Genomic DNA, 15,251 nt, shown 5'->3' with positions numbered 1-15,251 from the left:
ATTCCAATAATGTCGCTCTCTCACTCTCTACCACTACTAGAAGTTCGTTCCCAGGCCGAGGGACTCGTCACCGGTTACGCCTCCGTGTTCGGCGGCATTGACTCGTACGGGGATCAAGTCGCCAGGGGCGCGTTCCGCGACTCCCTCGCCAACCACCGCGCCAAAGGCACCGCCCCAGTCATGCTGTGGTCGCACAAAGCCGATACGCCAATCGGGCGCTGGATTGAAATGAACGAGGACGCTCGCGGTCTCCAAGTCACCGGCCAAATCAACCTCAAGACCACGGCCGGCCAACAAGCATTTGAACACCTGCGGGCTGGTGACGTTACGGGCCTGAGCATCGGCTACCGCGTCACCAAAGGCGGCTCTCAAATGCGGGAAGGCGTCAACGTGCTGACGGCCATTGACCTGGCAGAAATCTCTGTGGTGTCCGTTCCTGCCGATTCAGCGGCGCGGATTAGTGCGGTCAAGACGGCAGGGATCAAACCGGCCACGGTGCGCGACCTGGAAGAAGCTTTAGCGCAGATCGGGTTTTCCCGGCGCGAAGCCAAGGCCGTCGCATCAAAAGGCTTTGCGGGGTTTGCCGAACCCGACGACTCAATCGAAATCATCGCGGCGCTCAAAGCCGCTACCCAACAATTTACGAAAGCATCCCAATGAACACTCAATACACCAACACCACCACGCCCCTGCTGACCAAATCCTACGGCGACCAACACGGCGGCGCCAGCGACGTGGCCCAGGCCATCACCGAGCTGACCAAGTCGGCAAACGCCCGCATCGATGCAACCGCCGCCGAACTCAAGGAGTTCAAGGAAGCGACCAATGCTCAGATTATGGATCTCGAACAGAAGGGCGTGCGCCGGCCTGCCGGTGACGACGGTGCCGCTGTGGCCGTCAGCTCCCTCGTCCTCAAGAGCAATGGCCTGAGCATGCTGCGAGACAGTTCGGTGAAGAACCTGCGCATTTCGGTACCCGGCTTTGAGCTGGGGCAGAAAGCGACGATTACCAGCAACCGCGTGCACGTAAACGGGAAGCGCGAAACCGAGATTTTTGGATCGATGGGAAGGCGCATCGCTGTCCGTGACCTGCTGATCACCCGACCAACCAAAGCCGCCAGCATCGAATACCTGAAGGGCAATCGCACGGGCACCGCGGCGATCCAAGTGGTTGAGGGTGACGAAAAGAGCCAGATCGACCTGAGCACCTCGCTCGAGACCGCACCCGTGCGCACCATCGCGGTATGGATTCCAGCATCCCGCCAGGCGCTCGACGATGAAGTTATGCTGGCCGACTACATCGATACCGAACTGCGCGATGCTCTCCAACTTGCCGAGGATGCTCAACTCCTGAAAGGCAGTGGCACCGGTGCCAACATCATGGGCATGTGGACCGTGGCAACGGGATACATCCGGCATGTTACCGGCGATAAGCCCAGCGACACACTGCGCCGTGCCATCACCCAGGTTCAGCTGGCGCGCGGCGTGGCCACCGGGATCGTCATCAACCCGATCGGCCTGGAGATGTTGGAGCTGGATAAGGACGGCGAGGGCCGCTATCAGTTCTCGTACACCGTGACCGACGACAACGGGCGTGCGAGCGTGTGGCGGGTGCCTGTAGTAGTCACCGATGCGATGGGGCCGACCGAGTTCATGGTTGGCGATTTCTCCCGCGCAGCGCGCCTGTACGACCGCCAGCAGGCTACCATCGAGATCGCTACCCAGCATCAGGACTACTTCACACGCAACCTGCTGGCGATCCTGGCGGAGGAGCGCGTGGCCTTGGCCGTGATGCGTCCTGAAGTGCTGATCAAGGGCGTGTTCACAGCCTAACCCTCAAGCATCATGGCGTAACTCATGAGTGGCCCGCACGACAAACCGTGAGACCTGCAGGACGTCATCCTTGCGTCTGATGCAGGACTGGCCCAGCCTCACACGCTGGGCCTTTTTGCGTCCGGCGCCAGGTGCGCAGCGGGTCCAGACTTGGAATCCAACCCATACCAAGGGGAGGCCCATCGAGACTGGCGGAAGGTCGCCCACACAGGACCGCTCCGACCCTCGATGCGCACAACCGCGAATTGAGAATATTTTTCTGAGACGGCACCCGACCCCAGAATCAGACCCAGAGTGGGGGCATCGAAACTCTGCACGGCCATGCAGAACAGGACCGCGCTCTACCCATTTATTCACACGGTCAAGATAGAAAAACGGTTTTTTGACATAGCCTCAGATTCCCCAGGGCGGGTCAAAACCTCGGACATATCGTCCGCACAGGACCGCGCTCACCCTCGCATTTAACGCTAACCCACAAAACGCCAGGCCCCCGAATCGGGGTTCTCGATCCCCTGGCCGGCAACCAGCAGCGTTGTGCGCGCGCGCGTACGCGAGGGGGCGGGTCGAAAGTCTGGGGTGATTTTCCCTGGACACCCCTAGTTCCCTCACGCGGAACTTTTCCCCGATAGATTTTTAATCAAATGAACAAATGCGATTGACCGTGGGGACGCTTTCCTTTTTGTCGGTACTTTTGACGGTACTTACGAAATATTTCAACAATCCTCATAGCAGAATTCGATTCCGGCTCCCGGCACCAATGAATTCAAGCACTTACGTTCTCCAGTTGTTTTCAAGCAGTTCCGCAAAGCGCGGTTTGTTCCGCAAAGTCCTCGCATCTCCCCCACGCCAGACGCATACCCCCCCCTGCTCCGACGCCGTAAAGTCGCTGCAGGAGGATTTGATCCAGAAGCACCGCCAAGCATTTAAATGAAGGGCGCTGAGGCTACTTGGCGATCTCGGCCGGCTGCCCCTTCATGATCTAAGCTGAGCACCTCTGCATCGTTAATGCCGGATGAGGATCACTATGGTTGCTCAACACCGGCTATGCGAAGAATTTTTTAAGTAGGTAGAGTGCTTGTGGACACGGGTTCGATTCCCGCCGCCTCCACCACTCAATAAGTTGTTGGCAGACCACGAAAGACGATGTAAGACCCTAATTTTATTGGGAATTCTTAAAAATCGAAAGCTGCCGATTATTGTCTTAGGTTGTCTGTAATTGTCGTAGCAATGACACGCGAACGACACGCAAAAATGCCCGGCTCGCGCTGGGCATTTTTGCGTGTACGGTGCTTGGAATTTCTACTGTTCCATGTTCGTCGTAGGATAGCTGGTCCTGCTACTTGGCCCTCAGCAACTTGACGTCTGCCAATTTGAACGAGGGCGTATCTGAATCGACACTAAACGCCAGTCGACCGGAGACAGTGACTTGCTCGCCAAACGGACTGTACTCTGCCCCTAAGTCACTGACCCGCTGCCGCGCTCTTAGCCTCCGGTTAACTATAAAACTAGACTCATACTTGGCGCAGGAACGACATCGCCATACACTTCCGCAAAGACTGGAATGCCCAAGTTATGCGATTCGTCTTCCATCCATGTGAGCTTCCTTGCCTTCGATTCGGGCGACCCATAAATGTCTGCCCCAATCTTCGTTAGGGTCAAGATTAGTGATTGGAGGGCATCAGAACCTAAAGCGTATCGTATTTTCTCATCTCCTATTCCAATAATTTGGTATGGACAAAACCGGATATTTTTCTCGTACTTCCTTGGCTTGCCAATTTTTATCCACACTGGGCGAATGCTTCCGTCCGCCGATACTAATTCCAACATCCTGGTCGCAAAAATTGCACCTAAAGTCTCTACATTCATCGGCCAACTCCAATTTATTTTGAACAATTAAGGTTCGGCAAATCTTTCCCTTCAGTACAGGCGTTGTAACGCAATGCTGCACTTGAATAGCATCTCGCCTGCACACCGCCCTGCCAAGGCAGACGAGAACAAATTAATTCGTCGGCCTTCATTTGCTTGTGGCAATGGTCGTCGTCTTTGTTAGGTCGGTTACGACCTTGAGCCTTTGCGATAACGCCTGCGGCTCCTCTGGATGCGCGATCCCGATCACTCTTCGCAGACGCGTGGGCCGAATCGTCTGGATGGAACCAGTCATAAACGCTGGTACCAAAGGGCTGGCCGGCAAAATGCTCCCACGCAGAATTGAAGCCGAGGCCAATACCCACACCTACGGCACCAGCTACCGCAACGCCTGCACCTGCCGCTGTGGTTGTAGTGCCAGCCGCTGAGCCGACCCATGTCACAACGCTTGGTGGGGGTACTAGAAGACCCGATGGGTCGACGTATGAGACCGGATTTCCGAGAGCGTAACCGTACGTATTGATTCCACCAGCAAGCCCAATCGGGTCGGACTGCACATACCGTCCAGTCTGCGGATCATAGTCCCGATAATAGTTGTAATATAGATTGGTCTCCTTATCGTAATATTGTCCAGGAAAGCGCAAGTTGTAGGCGAAGTTTCCTACGCGATTCGGGTTTTCATCGGGCTGGTCCTCGCCGAACGGATTCGCGCCGTCCCAGCGCCACACCATCTTGTTGTTGCTGGCGCGCGTGATGACCCGGGCTGTTGCCAGGTGATCGGCATAGACGTAGTATGCATTTTCTTCTGCACCGCTGGCACGCGGTTTGATCACGGCGACCGGCATCCCCTCCAAGTAAATGGTTTCCTGTATCGGCGTCCCGGCGCTGTTGTACTCGCCCACCATCTGCCCGGCCTCGTTGTAGACGAAGTAAGTCGATGCGCCGGCCGCATCCGACTTGATAACCCGCTGGCCGAGCCCGTTGTAGCGATATTGAGTGGTCACGCCACCAACTCCTGTGGCACTGCTCAAGCGCCCATTGTTGCCGTAGACGTAGCGTATTGCTCCATCGCTGACGAGGTTGCCCGTGGCATCGTACGTATTTCGTTTTGCAGGCACTGGTCCGGACGTGGAAGTAAGCCGATTGCTGCCGGGATCGATCATGTTGAGGTAGCTGTTGGGACCGATTTTCAATCTGGTGCGGTTACCATTGGCATCGTATTCGAAACTCTGGCCCCCGATGACGCTATCAAAACCGACCAGGCGATCACGTCCATCGTAGTAGTAGCGCTGGTCCAGCTTGCCCGGCGTGCCACCCTTGTGTGTGCTGGAAACGATGCGCCCGGCGGCGTCGTAACCAAGCGTGCGTAGCGCACCGCCAGCGGCCGGGTGTCCCAGCGGATAGCTGACCAGCCGGTTCTCAAGGTCGAACTGGCGCTCGTATTTGTTGGGACTGCCAGCGCTGTGGTTCCCCCATAACCACGCCCGCACGGCTCCAAACGGTTGGTAGCTTATCTGACTCAGAATCGTCACGCGCGCGGCATTCGGGCGCGTCAAGCCCAGGGAGGACGGTTTCCCGTTGGTGTCATAGGTGACGTCAATGCGATTGCCGCTGGGGTAGGTCATCGTAGTGGCGTGTCCAAGGGCACTTCCTTCGCTGCCGTAAGTGTAGGAGGTCACGAAGCGCCGGGCCGCCGGGCCGCTCGTCTGCTCCTTCCTGATGAGCCTCCCCATGCCATCGTAGGCGTACACCGTTTTTCCAGCCTCATCCGTCATTGCCGTCACGCGGCCCGCTGCGGGCGTGCCGACCGCGCCGTACTCAAACGTGCTGGCGCCGATACCGGTCACGCGACCCGCCGCGTCGTATCGATAGGCAGTCTTGCGCCCGGCCGCGTCGACGTTCGATATCACGTTCCCAGCGCCGTCGAACTGCGTGCTCGTGGTGCCGGTATCGGGACTGATCAACGTCGTCTGCTGCCCCAGTCCGTTGAAGACATAGCGCGTCTGCAAGCGCCGTGGATCGAGCACCGATGCAAGCTGATCCTGCGGCGTGTACGCGTAATCGATGGTCGCCGGCTTGCCCGTGGCATCCGCCGCAGGAAGCGCCTGTTGGATCAGACGATTAAACGTGTCGTAAGTTCCCTTGCTGACACGGCCCATCGAATCGGTGCTCGATGTCAGATTGCCGGCGGCATCGTATTCAAAGCGCGCGCCGGGGTCTTTGGCACTGCGCTGTTCCCGTTGCAGGCGGCTGAGCGCGTCGAAGGCGCGCGTGGTTTGCGCCACCAGTTTGCCGTTCGGGTCTTTCACTTCCTGGCGCACGGTATTGCCCATCGCATCAAGGGTGAAGAAGATGCTGTTGCCGGCACGGTCGCGCAAGCCGGTCATGCGGTGCGCGTCATCGTACGTGTACTCCAGCGCCGATCCGTCGGGCGCAGTTGTACGGATCAGTTGTCCCGCAATATCGTATTCATAACGCGTGGTTTCAGCTTGCCCACTTGTCGCGCGGACGGTGCTGGACACCAAGCGCTGGCGCGGGCCATATTCAAGCCCAACAATCTGTCCATTGGGACGCTGAACTTTCGTCGGCAAGCCATCCTCGCTGTACTCGAGGTAACTGGTCACCCCGCCAACGCTGTTGCGCTCGCTCGCCAAGTCACCGGGGGCGTGGCTTGCGCTGGTGTCGGCGTAATAGACCATGCTGGACGCTTCGGCCTTGCCATTGGCGTCAACCGGGCCGCTGCTCGTCAGCATCTGCCCGGTGCGGTTGTAGGTGTAGCGCCATTCCTGGACGGGGCCGGTTCGGACGGCTACAAAGCCGAGTCCGCCGTTACTGTCCGTGGTCGCCTGAACGCTTGCCCGGCACACAACAGCAATCGGCTTCCCGTTGGGCAGCACTGCGCCGCCAGCACATTCCACGATTTTACCTGCGGCGTCGAGCTGGCCGTTGTAGATCGTCGTATCCATGCGCCCAGGCGACGCGGTACTGCTGGCCAGGGGCCAGTCCGGATGCCAGCGCGTACTCGTCTTGCGCGCGCCGGCTGGAATCGCACTATCGATGCTCGCGGGACATACAGCATCTTTGGCCAGCCCGGTGGTGCGTGCCAGCTCGGTCCCACGGACGGGGTCGCTGATGAAGCAGGTCTTGTTGCCATTGAAGTCGGTACGGCTGGCCACGTCACCTTTGTCGCTGTAGGTGCTTGCCTTGGCACTTGCGGCGCAGCCCGCGCCGGCGGGCTGGCTTTCGGCGGTAATCTGGCTCTTGTTATTGGCGTCGTACGCGATGCCGATGCTGCGGCTGCTGCCGAGCGGATCGGTCACAATCCTGCTGGTCGGGTTGGGATAGGCGAATGTGTAGCGCTGCGCACCGCCGGCGTGCTCCGTCAGCACGGCCTGCGCCTCGCCGTTGTAGGCATACGTGGCAAAGCGCTTGCCGTGCTCATCGGTGATTCCGGTGAGCAGGAAGCGATCGTTGGGATCTTCGTAGTGATAAGAGCGCGAGGAAATCTCCGCACCAGAGCGGTCGAGAAAGTGCACACCGGCCAAGCGGTCCATGCCTTCAATGGGAGCATAGCCGGGTACGGCGGCATGCTCGTATTCGTAGCGCACGCTGCCGGTGGCATTGGAGATCGACGCGATGACGTCACCTTCCCACGTGATTATCAGGCTGCGGCCGCTGGTGTCGACAATCTTGCTGAACTGGTTGTTCGCATCGTAAGTGTAAAACGTGGCCATGCCGGTGCGCGTATGAACGCTGCTGAGTCTGAAGTCGTCGCCGTTCCGGAGGAAACGTTCGACCGTGCCGTCCGGCGTCGTCAGAAGCCAGACAGTTTCATCGGGGCCTTGTACTTCGAGGGTCGTACCCCTGTCGTAACTGGACCTGTATGTGCCGTCTGCCTGCCGCCAGAATTCGACATGGCTACCGTCGCTGAGTGCGCCAATGATTCTCGGTCTGGTATTACCCAGCAATGAAGGTGGCGCGAAAAAGGCGCGCTCGAACGAAAACGACCAGCCCATACCTGCTGATTGCCCGAGTCCGCTTTCGCGCACACTGCGGTAGGTACGCAGGACACCCAGTGCGTCGTTGGCGCCGCCGCCCACATCGATTTCATGCTGGACTTTGGCGCCGCTGGCGAACTGAACCGGGTTCCCAGCAGCCTCTCCGCATTTCAAGGGTGCAGGACTTTCCGGCCTTTGTTTGCGACAAACGCCCTGCGCATAAGCCTGATATCCCGGTTCACACCGCAGGATGGTCTCCCCAAGCCAGGAAACGGGGCCGTGTGAGGTGGGCCACTTATAGGCGCATTCAAAATAGTCGCGGCGTCCTTTGATAGGCCGCATCGCGACAATCGGCTGTCGCGCGTGATGCATCGCCCCTCTTTGACAGGCAGTAACCGGGTCGGGCGCATAACGATCTGGATTAAGCATCCCGGTGTAATACCACCAGCCGAGCGTTCCCTCTGGAAGGCCGTTCTCCGCACGCGCACTGCCGAGCACCAGAAGCACCAGTATCAGGGCGGAACGTATGGCGTGCATAAGCGGCTGAAACAGGCGTGCGTGGGACATCGTCATGGTTTCCTATCCTTTGCGGGAGAAGCTGGCTGCAATTGCCAGTCGGAAAACCAAAAATATCGACTTCGATGACGACAACATTGCCTCATCGCACATCATTGTCTGCCCCGGCTTATTCCAGATCATCCCAAGGCAATACGAGAACCCATCGCAGCCGAGTTACTCATCAACGTAGGTCCGGCCTAACCGCCAGCTCGGCCTCGCATCGCCGGTAGTGCGCCAGCATGTCGGCGCTCACCATCTGCATGGGCGACTTGTCCGGACCGTCGATCCGGCGCATCTCCAAGATCAGCGGCCCGGCTTCGATATCGTCATCACGATATCGAGCAGGCGATGCCGGAATTCCGGTATCGCTCACAAGCACCCCGCGATCACGGCTTCAAGCTCCCCCTCATACTTGAAGTGCACCAGGTGGTCGCGCGCCAGGGCCAGCAATATCTCGCCGTCGCTGGCGTCGGGCAGAAGCGATTTAGTGGCGAAGGCCGGACGCGCCAGCGGCACCTTCACGCACGAGCCGTACACCGGAACCTTGACTGGTGGCACAACAGGCGGCGCGGCGCAGGCAGTGAGCAGCAGGGCCACCAGCAGCAGATATTTCATCGGGGAGCCTCCAAAAGAGCCTTCACCGTTGGCATGGCCTCGTCGCACGTGGTCGCGTGCACGCCAGCGGCCTTGGCCAGCGCGGCATCGAGGCGCCGGCCGTTGGCGGCGGCCTGCTGCTGGGCGGCTTGGCCGCGCGCCTCGGCGAGCAGCTTGGCCGTGCCGGCCGCCTCGACCGCATCGTTTTGCTTCTGAATGGCGACGCGCAGTTCGGCGTTCGCGCTGCGCTCGGCGGCCAGCTCCACCTTGGCGGCGTCACGATCGCGCGCCGCCAAGAACCAGCCGCCGCCAGTCCAGGCGCCTACCATCAGCAGGGCGGCCAGCAGGACCACGGCCGCGATCTTCCAGATACCGCCAGTGACGCCAGCGGCCAGCGTGCCCAGGGCGCTCACGTCGCCCCCACGAGGCACATGCTCCGCTCGGCCTGGCGCCGCTTCGTCAGGCCCGGCAGCCGGATGCCCTTGGCCATGTCCCAGCGCAGCAACTCATCACAACCGCCCAGCGTGTCGCCAGCGTTCAGCTTGCGCGCCATGGTCGAGCCGCACATAGCGTCCCGGCCGACGTTGTACGTGAAGCTGACCAGCGCCGCGCGCCGGTAATCTGGCAGCGGCGCCCGGATGCAGTCGTCCACGGCGTTGTTCGCCAGTTGCAGCGACGCGGCTAGCATGGCCTTGCACTGGTCGAGCGTCGCGCGCTGGCCCAGGTGCACGCCCTTGGTCTCGCCGAAGCAGATCGTTGGAATGCCTACTGGATCGGCGTACGCGGCCAGACGCAGGCCCTCGAAGCCGCCGACCATCGTGACAGCGATTGCGCACCAACCGGCGCGCTGCTTATTTGTCAGTGCCATGCAATTCCTTCTGCGCCATGATGCGCGAGACATTTGCGAAAATGGAGACCGCTGCGGCGCCCCCGGCGAAAACACCGTTCGGCACGCCGGCCGGTTGCCAGATGGCCACGGCCACCTCTGCTGCGCCGAAGGCCGTCGCCGCCAAGTTGAATTTCACGCTCCAGGCCTTGCGCAGCACTGCGCGCCAGTCGTCGACGAGCCTCATTGCTTCACCGTGATCTTGAGCGCCTGCCACATCGCCAGCGCGATCCAGGCGGCGCCCGCCAGCGCGCCCGCCTGCGTGACCTTGATCAGTGCCTCGCGGACCAACCGATTGCGCAGCTCGCGCCATTCAATTACAGCCTCGTGGTAGCGCCGGTGCCCGTCTGTATCGCCGGACGGAAATGCCGTCAGGATTTGCTCCGTTTTGCGCGTGTTGTCTGACAAATCCATCTTGATCGACACCAGCATCGCATCCCGCTCTTGGTCATTCATCATTCGTATCCTTGAATAAAAAAAGCCACCCGAAGGTGGCCATGTAGGGCATGACGAGGGAACTTATTGGTAATAGGTGAACGTTATCGTCCCTCCAGGCGGCACCACGATGTCGTACGACATTCCAGGTACGACAGTAACGTTGGTGAAGTTGCCAGTTGGTGCCGGGCCACCAGTTCCGCCTGGGAAGGTTTTGCTAAATGCGGAACTCGGGTCACCATTCGTCGGTGGCCCGACGGAGTTCCAAGTTACTACGCCCTCTCCGCCGTTGCTGATATTGCCGAATGGCGCCCATCCGCCAGTACCGTATGAGGCAGCCGAGCTACCGATGACACCTGAGAGGGGCCGACTGTGCGTGTCGACTCGATAGGTATTGTTGCTATATTGAACAATCTGATATTCCGTGTATGTCGGATTCCCGCCGGCACTGATCGTAGACTTAGTCGAATCTAATAACGAAACAGCACTGGCCCAGCCATAGTTACCGGCTGTGCTCCCACTACCGCTTGTAAGATAGTTCACGTACACGGTGATCGCGCTGGCAGCCACGACAGATGATGCGGTTCCGTTGCTGCCCCGTCCGGACAACGTGTCGATCATGGTGGTCGTCGCCGGTGCGACCCACGTCCCACTGGCGTTAAAAGTTTGGGTCATTGGCGTACGGGATTTTTTACCGTAGAACAACGAGCGCATGACGTCGATTGAACTTGCCATCTCATCCCCGCAGCACGGAAACGATGAGCGTGGTGCCGCCGTCGCGCGTCGACACCATTACATAATCGGTGCCACCTGTTTGCCAGGTGATATTGGCGATGGCGGCCGTGGACACGACTGCTCCGTCGTACCTGATGAACCGCGCCCCGGCGGGCCAGGCTGGCGCGCCTCCCTGGCCAATGTTCACCAGCTCCAGGAATTGCATCGCATGCTTGCCGCTGGCCGGCCAACCCGTGAAGCTCATCGTCTTTGCGCCTGAAGCCGGCGCCACGCGCTGGCTTCCGCCGTTCGCGTATGCCACAGCAGTGCTCGGGCCGTTATCGTAGTAGGTCATCGAACGCACCAGCTCCTGCAGGTCGGACAGCACCGCGATGGTGCCGCCGGCCGCCGGCACCGTCAGCGGAACCACGGTGCCCGTTGGGATCAAGGTGTCGCACTCGAAGCGCACTTGTTTCGACGCGTCTAAGCTCCCCTTCGCAATCGAGTTAGAGTCGACGAAGGCCACGATTCCGCTGGCCATGGCCGCGCTCCCGGCCGCTGCGTCACGGGCCCGCTCGGCCTGACCCTTGGCAGTCTCCGCAAGACCCTTCGCGGTCTGGGCGGCGTCGCGCGCGGTTTCCGCTGCCCCCTTGGCTAGGTTCGCGTTCGCGAGGGACGTACCCGCGTTGCTCGCGCTGCTTGCGGCGTCCGTGGCGTTGCCGAACACGTTACTCGCCAGGGCGGCAAACTGCGTAACCGCCAAAATGAGCCAGGTGACGAAGGCGTCCATTCGGTTGGAGAAGGTCGCACGGTCGTTGCGTTGAATTGCGGGCGTCGGTACAGGCGTGATTGGTGGAGGGGGAACTACAGCCATTAGATAAATCCTTTCACATCAAGGGAAACGGTGCAGAGGTCTGGACCGTCGAACGACAGGGTTGGGGTCGGTAAACCGAAAACACGAAGAGGCGAGTAATCCACGAGATCGGTCGCGATCACAACGCATGGGACCGACTGGACCTCCTTCAACGTTGCGTAGACAGCCGCGGCCTCCGCGATCCCGAGCTTCGCCGTCACCGACATATCCGTCGTGTTGGCCCCAGGCGTGATCTTGGTTCTACCAAATTTGTCGACATCAATGAAGCTGTAGGAATTCGGCGTCACCTTCGCGCCGTACTCTGTAAGCCCGATTGGCTTCATATCGCCCAGTGCAAGCAGGCCACACTTCGCAAGGCCAGTAATCCGGGTCAGGGTTACGGTAATTTCAGCGTTGTTAAATGCGGCCAAGTCCGTCACTACGAAGTCAGTTTGCGGCTTAAACCGGTCAAAGAAATATTCGTAGTAGTCGCCGGGCTCAGACCCTTCAAGATCATCGGAATAGGCGTAAATCACGTTCCCGCCTGGCGCATCGCGAACGGCGATGCTCAGCCCGTCCGCCTCCAACCCAAACAGTGCAAGTGAATTGAACGAGCCGGGGCGCAACGTTATAGACAAGGGCGACGCCGCGCTTTTGGTTGAAACGTAGCCGTCGAACATTGCCCACAAATTCGTCGGCCCTTGGTCGACCCACCACGGCACGGCGCCGAATTGGTTGATCAGATCGGTCGGATCATGACCAACATTCGACGACGCGGAGACGCTTTCGTAAATCCGGTGGGTCACGGTGCTGATGCACCGTTCACCGAGAGCGTACGCTTTCAACATCGAAAAAGTGGGGTAATCCGCTTCCGGAACGGCTGAGCTTACGATCATGGCGCCGGTAATCGCTACCGGTGCCAGGACACTACAGGGTTGGCTCATGCGGGCACCGCCTTCATTCGGACTGCGTTTCCACCGGAGCTGACGTTATTGAACTGCTTCGCCAACTGGTCGGTACTGCCGGCCGACTTGCCGGTGGCCACAGCGGTTCGTTCCATCGGCGCGCGCAGCTCGGCCAGCTCGCGCCGGACCTCGCGCAGCTCCGCGACCACATCGGCGTTTCCGCCGCCGCTCAGCATCGAACGGGTCTGGTCGGCGTTGAATATCCGCGCTGGCCCAGTCGCCTCCACCTCCGGACCGTTTTCGCCGACCAGGCGCAAGCCGCCGCCGAAATCACCGCCAGTGGCGTAACCAGGAACACCGTGAGTGCGCAGAAACTCCGACAGAGAGCCGTTTTTCCGCGCGTCGAGTTCTGGCTTTGCCGCCTTCATGATATCAGCCAGCTCGGTGTTGTCGACCGACTCGCCGTACGCCTTCTTCCAGAAATCGATACCGCTCTTCTCTCCTTTGCGACCGAGCACCTTCTGGAACAAGCCCTCGACCGACAGCGGAGGCGGCGTGTCCTTCACTGCCTGCACCGCGATACCGAACGCGCGTAGCGCATCGGCGATCGACATCACCCCGGTATTGAGTCCCCGCGCGAGGTCGAGCTGGGTCTGTGCGTTCGTGATGATGCTGTCCTGCGCCGCCATTTCAGCCGCGTGCTGCTCCGCCATGAGCCGGAGCTGTGCCTCGCCGCCGGCCTGTGCGACGCCGGCGGCCTTGTTAATCGCGTCGACCGTCAGCGCTGCAAAGTCGATCTCGGCCTTGGCGTTGTCCTTCAACGCGGCGATATTGCTGCCGGTCCGCGCCTGATCGCGTGCCCATTCCTCAAACGAGCCAAACAGCTGTTGGGACGGCTTCGCAATCGTGGACAATGCTTCGTCCAGACCTTGGATATCCGCAGTGCCGCCGCCGCGCGTGGTAATCGCCGCGCGCGCCAGCAACTCCTGGGCCGAACGACGCTGCGCGCGGTCGAAAAAGGTCGCCTCGATGACCGTCGAGGCCAGCGCATCGTTGAGTTTGTCGAACACACCGCGTACAGCGTCGGCACGTGCGTTGACCGCGCTGATCTGATCCTTCGTGCCGTCTGCGAGGATCTTTAGGTCGTCAACCCGGTGCTGGTACTCCTGCTCGAGGAAAGCCTTGTCCCGATCAACCGCAGTTTTTATGTCGCCCAAGGCCGTATTGGCACCCGTGACGGCGTTGTCCGCTGCCGCCGCCTGGTCCTGCAGCGCGGTCCGGTTCTTGATGAGCGCGGCGGTTAATGCGTCCAAGCCAACAAGCTCGTCGGCCCGCGCCGCAGCAACCGCACCGACCTTGTCGCCGCTCAACTCCATGATCTGGATCTCGATCTTCCTGTTGGAAGCAGTCAGCGCAGCAGCGGTTGCTGCGGCAGTGACAGCCGCTGCCTCATCCTGCAAGGCGTTACGCCGCCTGATGATCGCGACCGTGGAAGGGTCCATGCCCACGACCTCCTTCTCGCGCTGCTCCGTCAACGACCGGGTGGAATTTTCAAGCGCCTCGATCTGGTCCAAATACCTCTGATTTGTCTCGGCCAACGTCTTGGCCTTGCCTAAGCCCTGGACCTCGTCATAAACGTCCCAATTTGACTCGTCGACTTTTTCCCGCCGCTTTGTCGCCAACTCTTCCGGGGTCATCTTCAGCTCGTCGCGCTGGTCGATCAGGCCGTTTCGCTCGCTGAGTTTTTCCGCTGCCGTCTTCGTTTTCTCCAGCTCTGGCACCACAGCAGCAAACGCTTCCTGCAGGGCCATCAAACCGGAGTACATTTCTGAGCCGGCCTTCGTGGCGAGGGCGCCGCTTTCGGACAATCCCAGCACGGCAGACCTGAAATCCTCACGCGTTTTGATCCCCGCCTGTCCAAGCCGCGCCAGTTCGTCGGCCACGTATTTTTGGACAGGCGCCAGACGCTCGGCATCGGTGAGGAAATTGTTCGCGAAGGCGCTGGACTGCTCGGACAGCTTGTCGATGCCGCCGACCAGGGCGATCAGGTTCTCGCGCGCTGCCAGGCTACCAACGCCGGTTGCGCCGAACGTCATACCGATCGAGGAAAGCGCGCTGTCCAGCGTGGCGTAATTCGATGCCAGACGAACGACAGTCTCGGTGTACCCTTCGCCCACCTGGCGAAACCCGTCCATGTCCGGAAACACAGCGGCGCTCATTTGGTCCATCGTTTTTGAGAGCACCGCATTCAGTGCCTCAGTCAGGGCGTCGCCGGTCAATCCCTTGAGGGAAATTTTGGTGACATCGATCTTCAAGGCATCAAGGGTCGCGGTGACGTGATCTGCCCCGATGCCGAGAACCACGGCTGCCTCTGAAAGCTCGGTCTCCACACCTTTGAAGATCAGGCCGAACTGCGAAGGTAGCTCACCGCCCAACGCGGCTGTTTGCGGGGCGTTGGTTGTATTTTTGCTCAGCCCGAAGTAGCTCGATTTCGTGGTGTCCACACTGGCGTACTGATCGAACCCCCTGCCGCCTTGCAGATCGCGCACGCTGCCGCCAAACTGGATGCCGCTATCAACAATCGTTTGCTTCGTTTTCCCCCAAAGGTTA

The 15,251-nt window shown here is 60.0% G+C and carries 14 protein-coding genes; 2 read left to right on the top strand and 12 right to left on the bottom strand.

Translation table 11 applies throughout. From position 1 onward, the window contains the following. Nucleotides 1-9: 9 nt before the first annotated feature. Together PO883_RS05090 and PO883_RS05085 are read left to right on the top strand one after the other, a co-directional pair. Nucleotides 10-660 carry an HK97 family phage prohead protease gene (locus PO883_RS05090; protein ID WP_289308773.1) on the top strand — a complete coding sequence of 217 codons (651 nt, stop codon included), beginning with the start codon at nucleotides 10-12 and terminating at the stop codon, nucleotides 658-660. Continuing rightward, nucleotides 657-1,832: a phage major capsid protein gene (locus PO883_RS05085; protein ID WP_289308772.1), complete on the top strand. Its 1,176-nt coding sequence runs from the start codon at nucleotides 657-659 to the stop codon at nucleotides 1,830-1,832. Before PO883_RS05090 ends, PO883_RS05085 begins: the two co-directional genes overlap by 4 nt. A gap of 1,497 nt (nucleotides 1,833-3,329) precedes the next feature. Here PO883_RS05085 and PO883_RS05080 read toward each other — a convergent pair. The 12 genes from PO883_RS05080 to PO883_RS05025 form a co-directional block, all read right to left on the bottom strand. After that, nucleotides 3,330-3,698, bottom strand: a complete 369-nt coding sequence (locus PO883_RS05080; protein WP_289308771.1) for a hypothetical protein — start codon at nucleotides 3,696-3,698, stop codon at nucleotides 3,330-3,332. Between the two features lie 14 nt (nucleotides 3,699-3,712). Next, nucleotides 3,713-8,269 (bottom strand): RHS repeat-associated core domain-containing protein, encoded by a 4,557-nt coding sequence (locus PO883_RS05075; protein WP_289308770.1) that lies wholly within the window; start codon nucleotides 8,267-8,269, stop codon nucleotides 3,713-3,715. Between the two features lie 166 nt (nucleotides 8,270-8,435). Further along, nucleotides 8,436-8,627: a hypothetical protein gene (locus PO883_RS05070; RefSeq protein WP_289308769.1), complete on the bottom strand. Its 192-nt coding sequence runs from the start codon at nucleotides 8,625-8,627 to the stop codon at nucleotides 8,436-8,438. After that, nucleotides 8,624-8,869, bottom strand: coding sequence for a hypothetical protein (locus PO883_RS05065; RefSeq protein WP_289308768.1), 246 nt, complete (start codon nucleotides 8,867-8,869; stop codon nucleotides 8,624-8,626). Before PO883_RS05065 ends, PO883_RS05070 begins: the two co-directional genes overlap by 4 nt. Continuing rightward, a complete protein-coding gene (locus PO883_RS05060; RefSeq protein ID WP_289308767.1) occupies nucleotides 8,866-9,279 on the bottom strand; it encodes a hypothetical protein in 414 nt (137 codons plus the stop codon). The genes PO883_RS05065 and PO883_RS05060 overlap by 4 nt, the downstream gene beginning before the upstream one ends. Next, entirely contained in the window at nucleotides 9,258-9,716 is a 459-nt protein-coding gene (locus PO883_RS05055) for a lysozyme (RefSeq protein WP_289308766.1), read from the bottom strand. Before PO883_RS05055 ends, PO883_RS05060 begins: the two co-directional genes overlap by 22 nt. Next, on the bottom strand, nucleotides 9,700-9,921 hold the full coding sequence (locus PO883_RS05050; RefSeq protein ID WP_289308765.1) for a hypothetical protein: 222 nt from the start codon (nucleotides 9,919-9,921) through the stop codon (nucleotides 9,700-9,702). The genes PO883_RS05055 and PO883_RS05050 overlap by 17 nt, the downstream gene beginning before the upstream one ends. Then, nucleotides 9,918-10,193, bottom strand: a complete 276-nt coding sequence (locus PO883_RS05045) for a hypothetical protein (RefSeq protein ID WP_289308764.1) — start codon at nucleotides 10,191-10,193, stop codon at nucleotides 9,918-9,920. Before PO883_RS05045 ends, PO883_RS05050 begins: the two co-directional genes overlap by 4 nt. Before the next feature lie 60 nt (nucleotides 10,194-10,253). Continuing rightward, a complete protein-coding gene (locus PO883_RS05040; protein WP_289308763.1) occupies nucleotides 10,254-10,904 on the bottom strand; it encodes a hypothetical protein in 651 nt (216 codons plus the stop codon). A gap of 1 nt (nucleotide 10,905) precedes the next feature. Beyond that, nucleotides 10,906-11,673: a hypothetical protein gene (locus PO883_RS05035; protein WP_289308762.1), complete on the bottom strand. Its 768-nt coding sequence runs from the start codon at nucleotides 11,671-11,673 to the stop codon at nucleotides 10,906-10,908. A gap of 83 nt (nucleotides 11,674-11,756) precedes the next feature. Further along, nucleotides 11,757-12,680: a hypothetical protein gene (locus tag PO883_RS05030; RefSeq protein WP_167085254.1), complete on the bottom strand. Its 924-nt coding sequence runs from the start codon at nucleotides 12,678-12,680 to the stop codon at nucleotides 11,757-11,759. Continuing rightward, nucleotides 12,677-15,251, bottom strand: a 2,575-nt coding sequence (locus PO883_RS05025) for a hypothetical protein (protein ID WP_289308761.1), incomplete at its 5' end; no start/stop codon positions are given. The genes PO883_RS05025 and PO883_RS05030, both read right to left, overlap by 4 nt.

It is taken from the genome of Massilia sp. DJPM01 (genome assembly GCF_030348125.1).
Taxonomy (GTDB): domain Bacteria; phylum Pseudomonadota; class Gammaproteobacteria; order Burkholderiales; family Burkholderiaceae_D; genus Telluria_A; species Telluria_A frigida.
The sequence above is the reverse complement of the archived record's forward strand: the minus strand, read 5'-3'. Positions and strand labels throughout refer to the sequence as shown.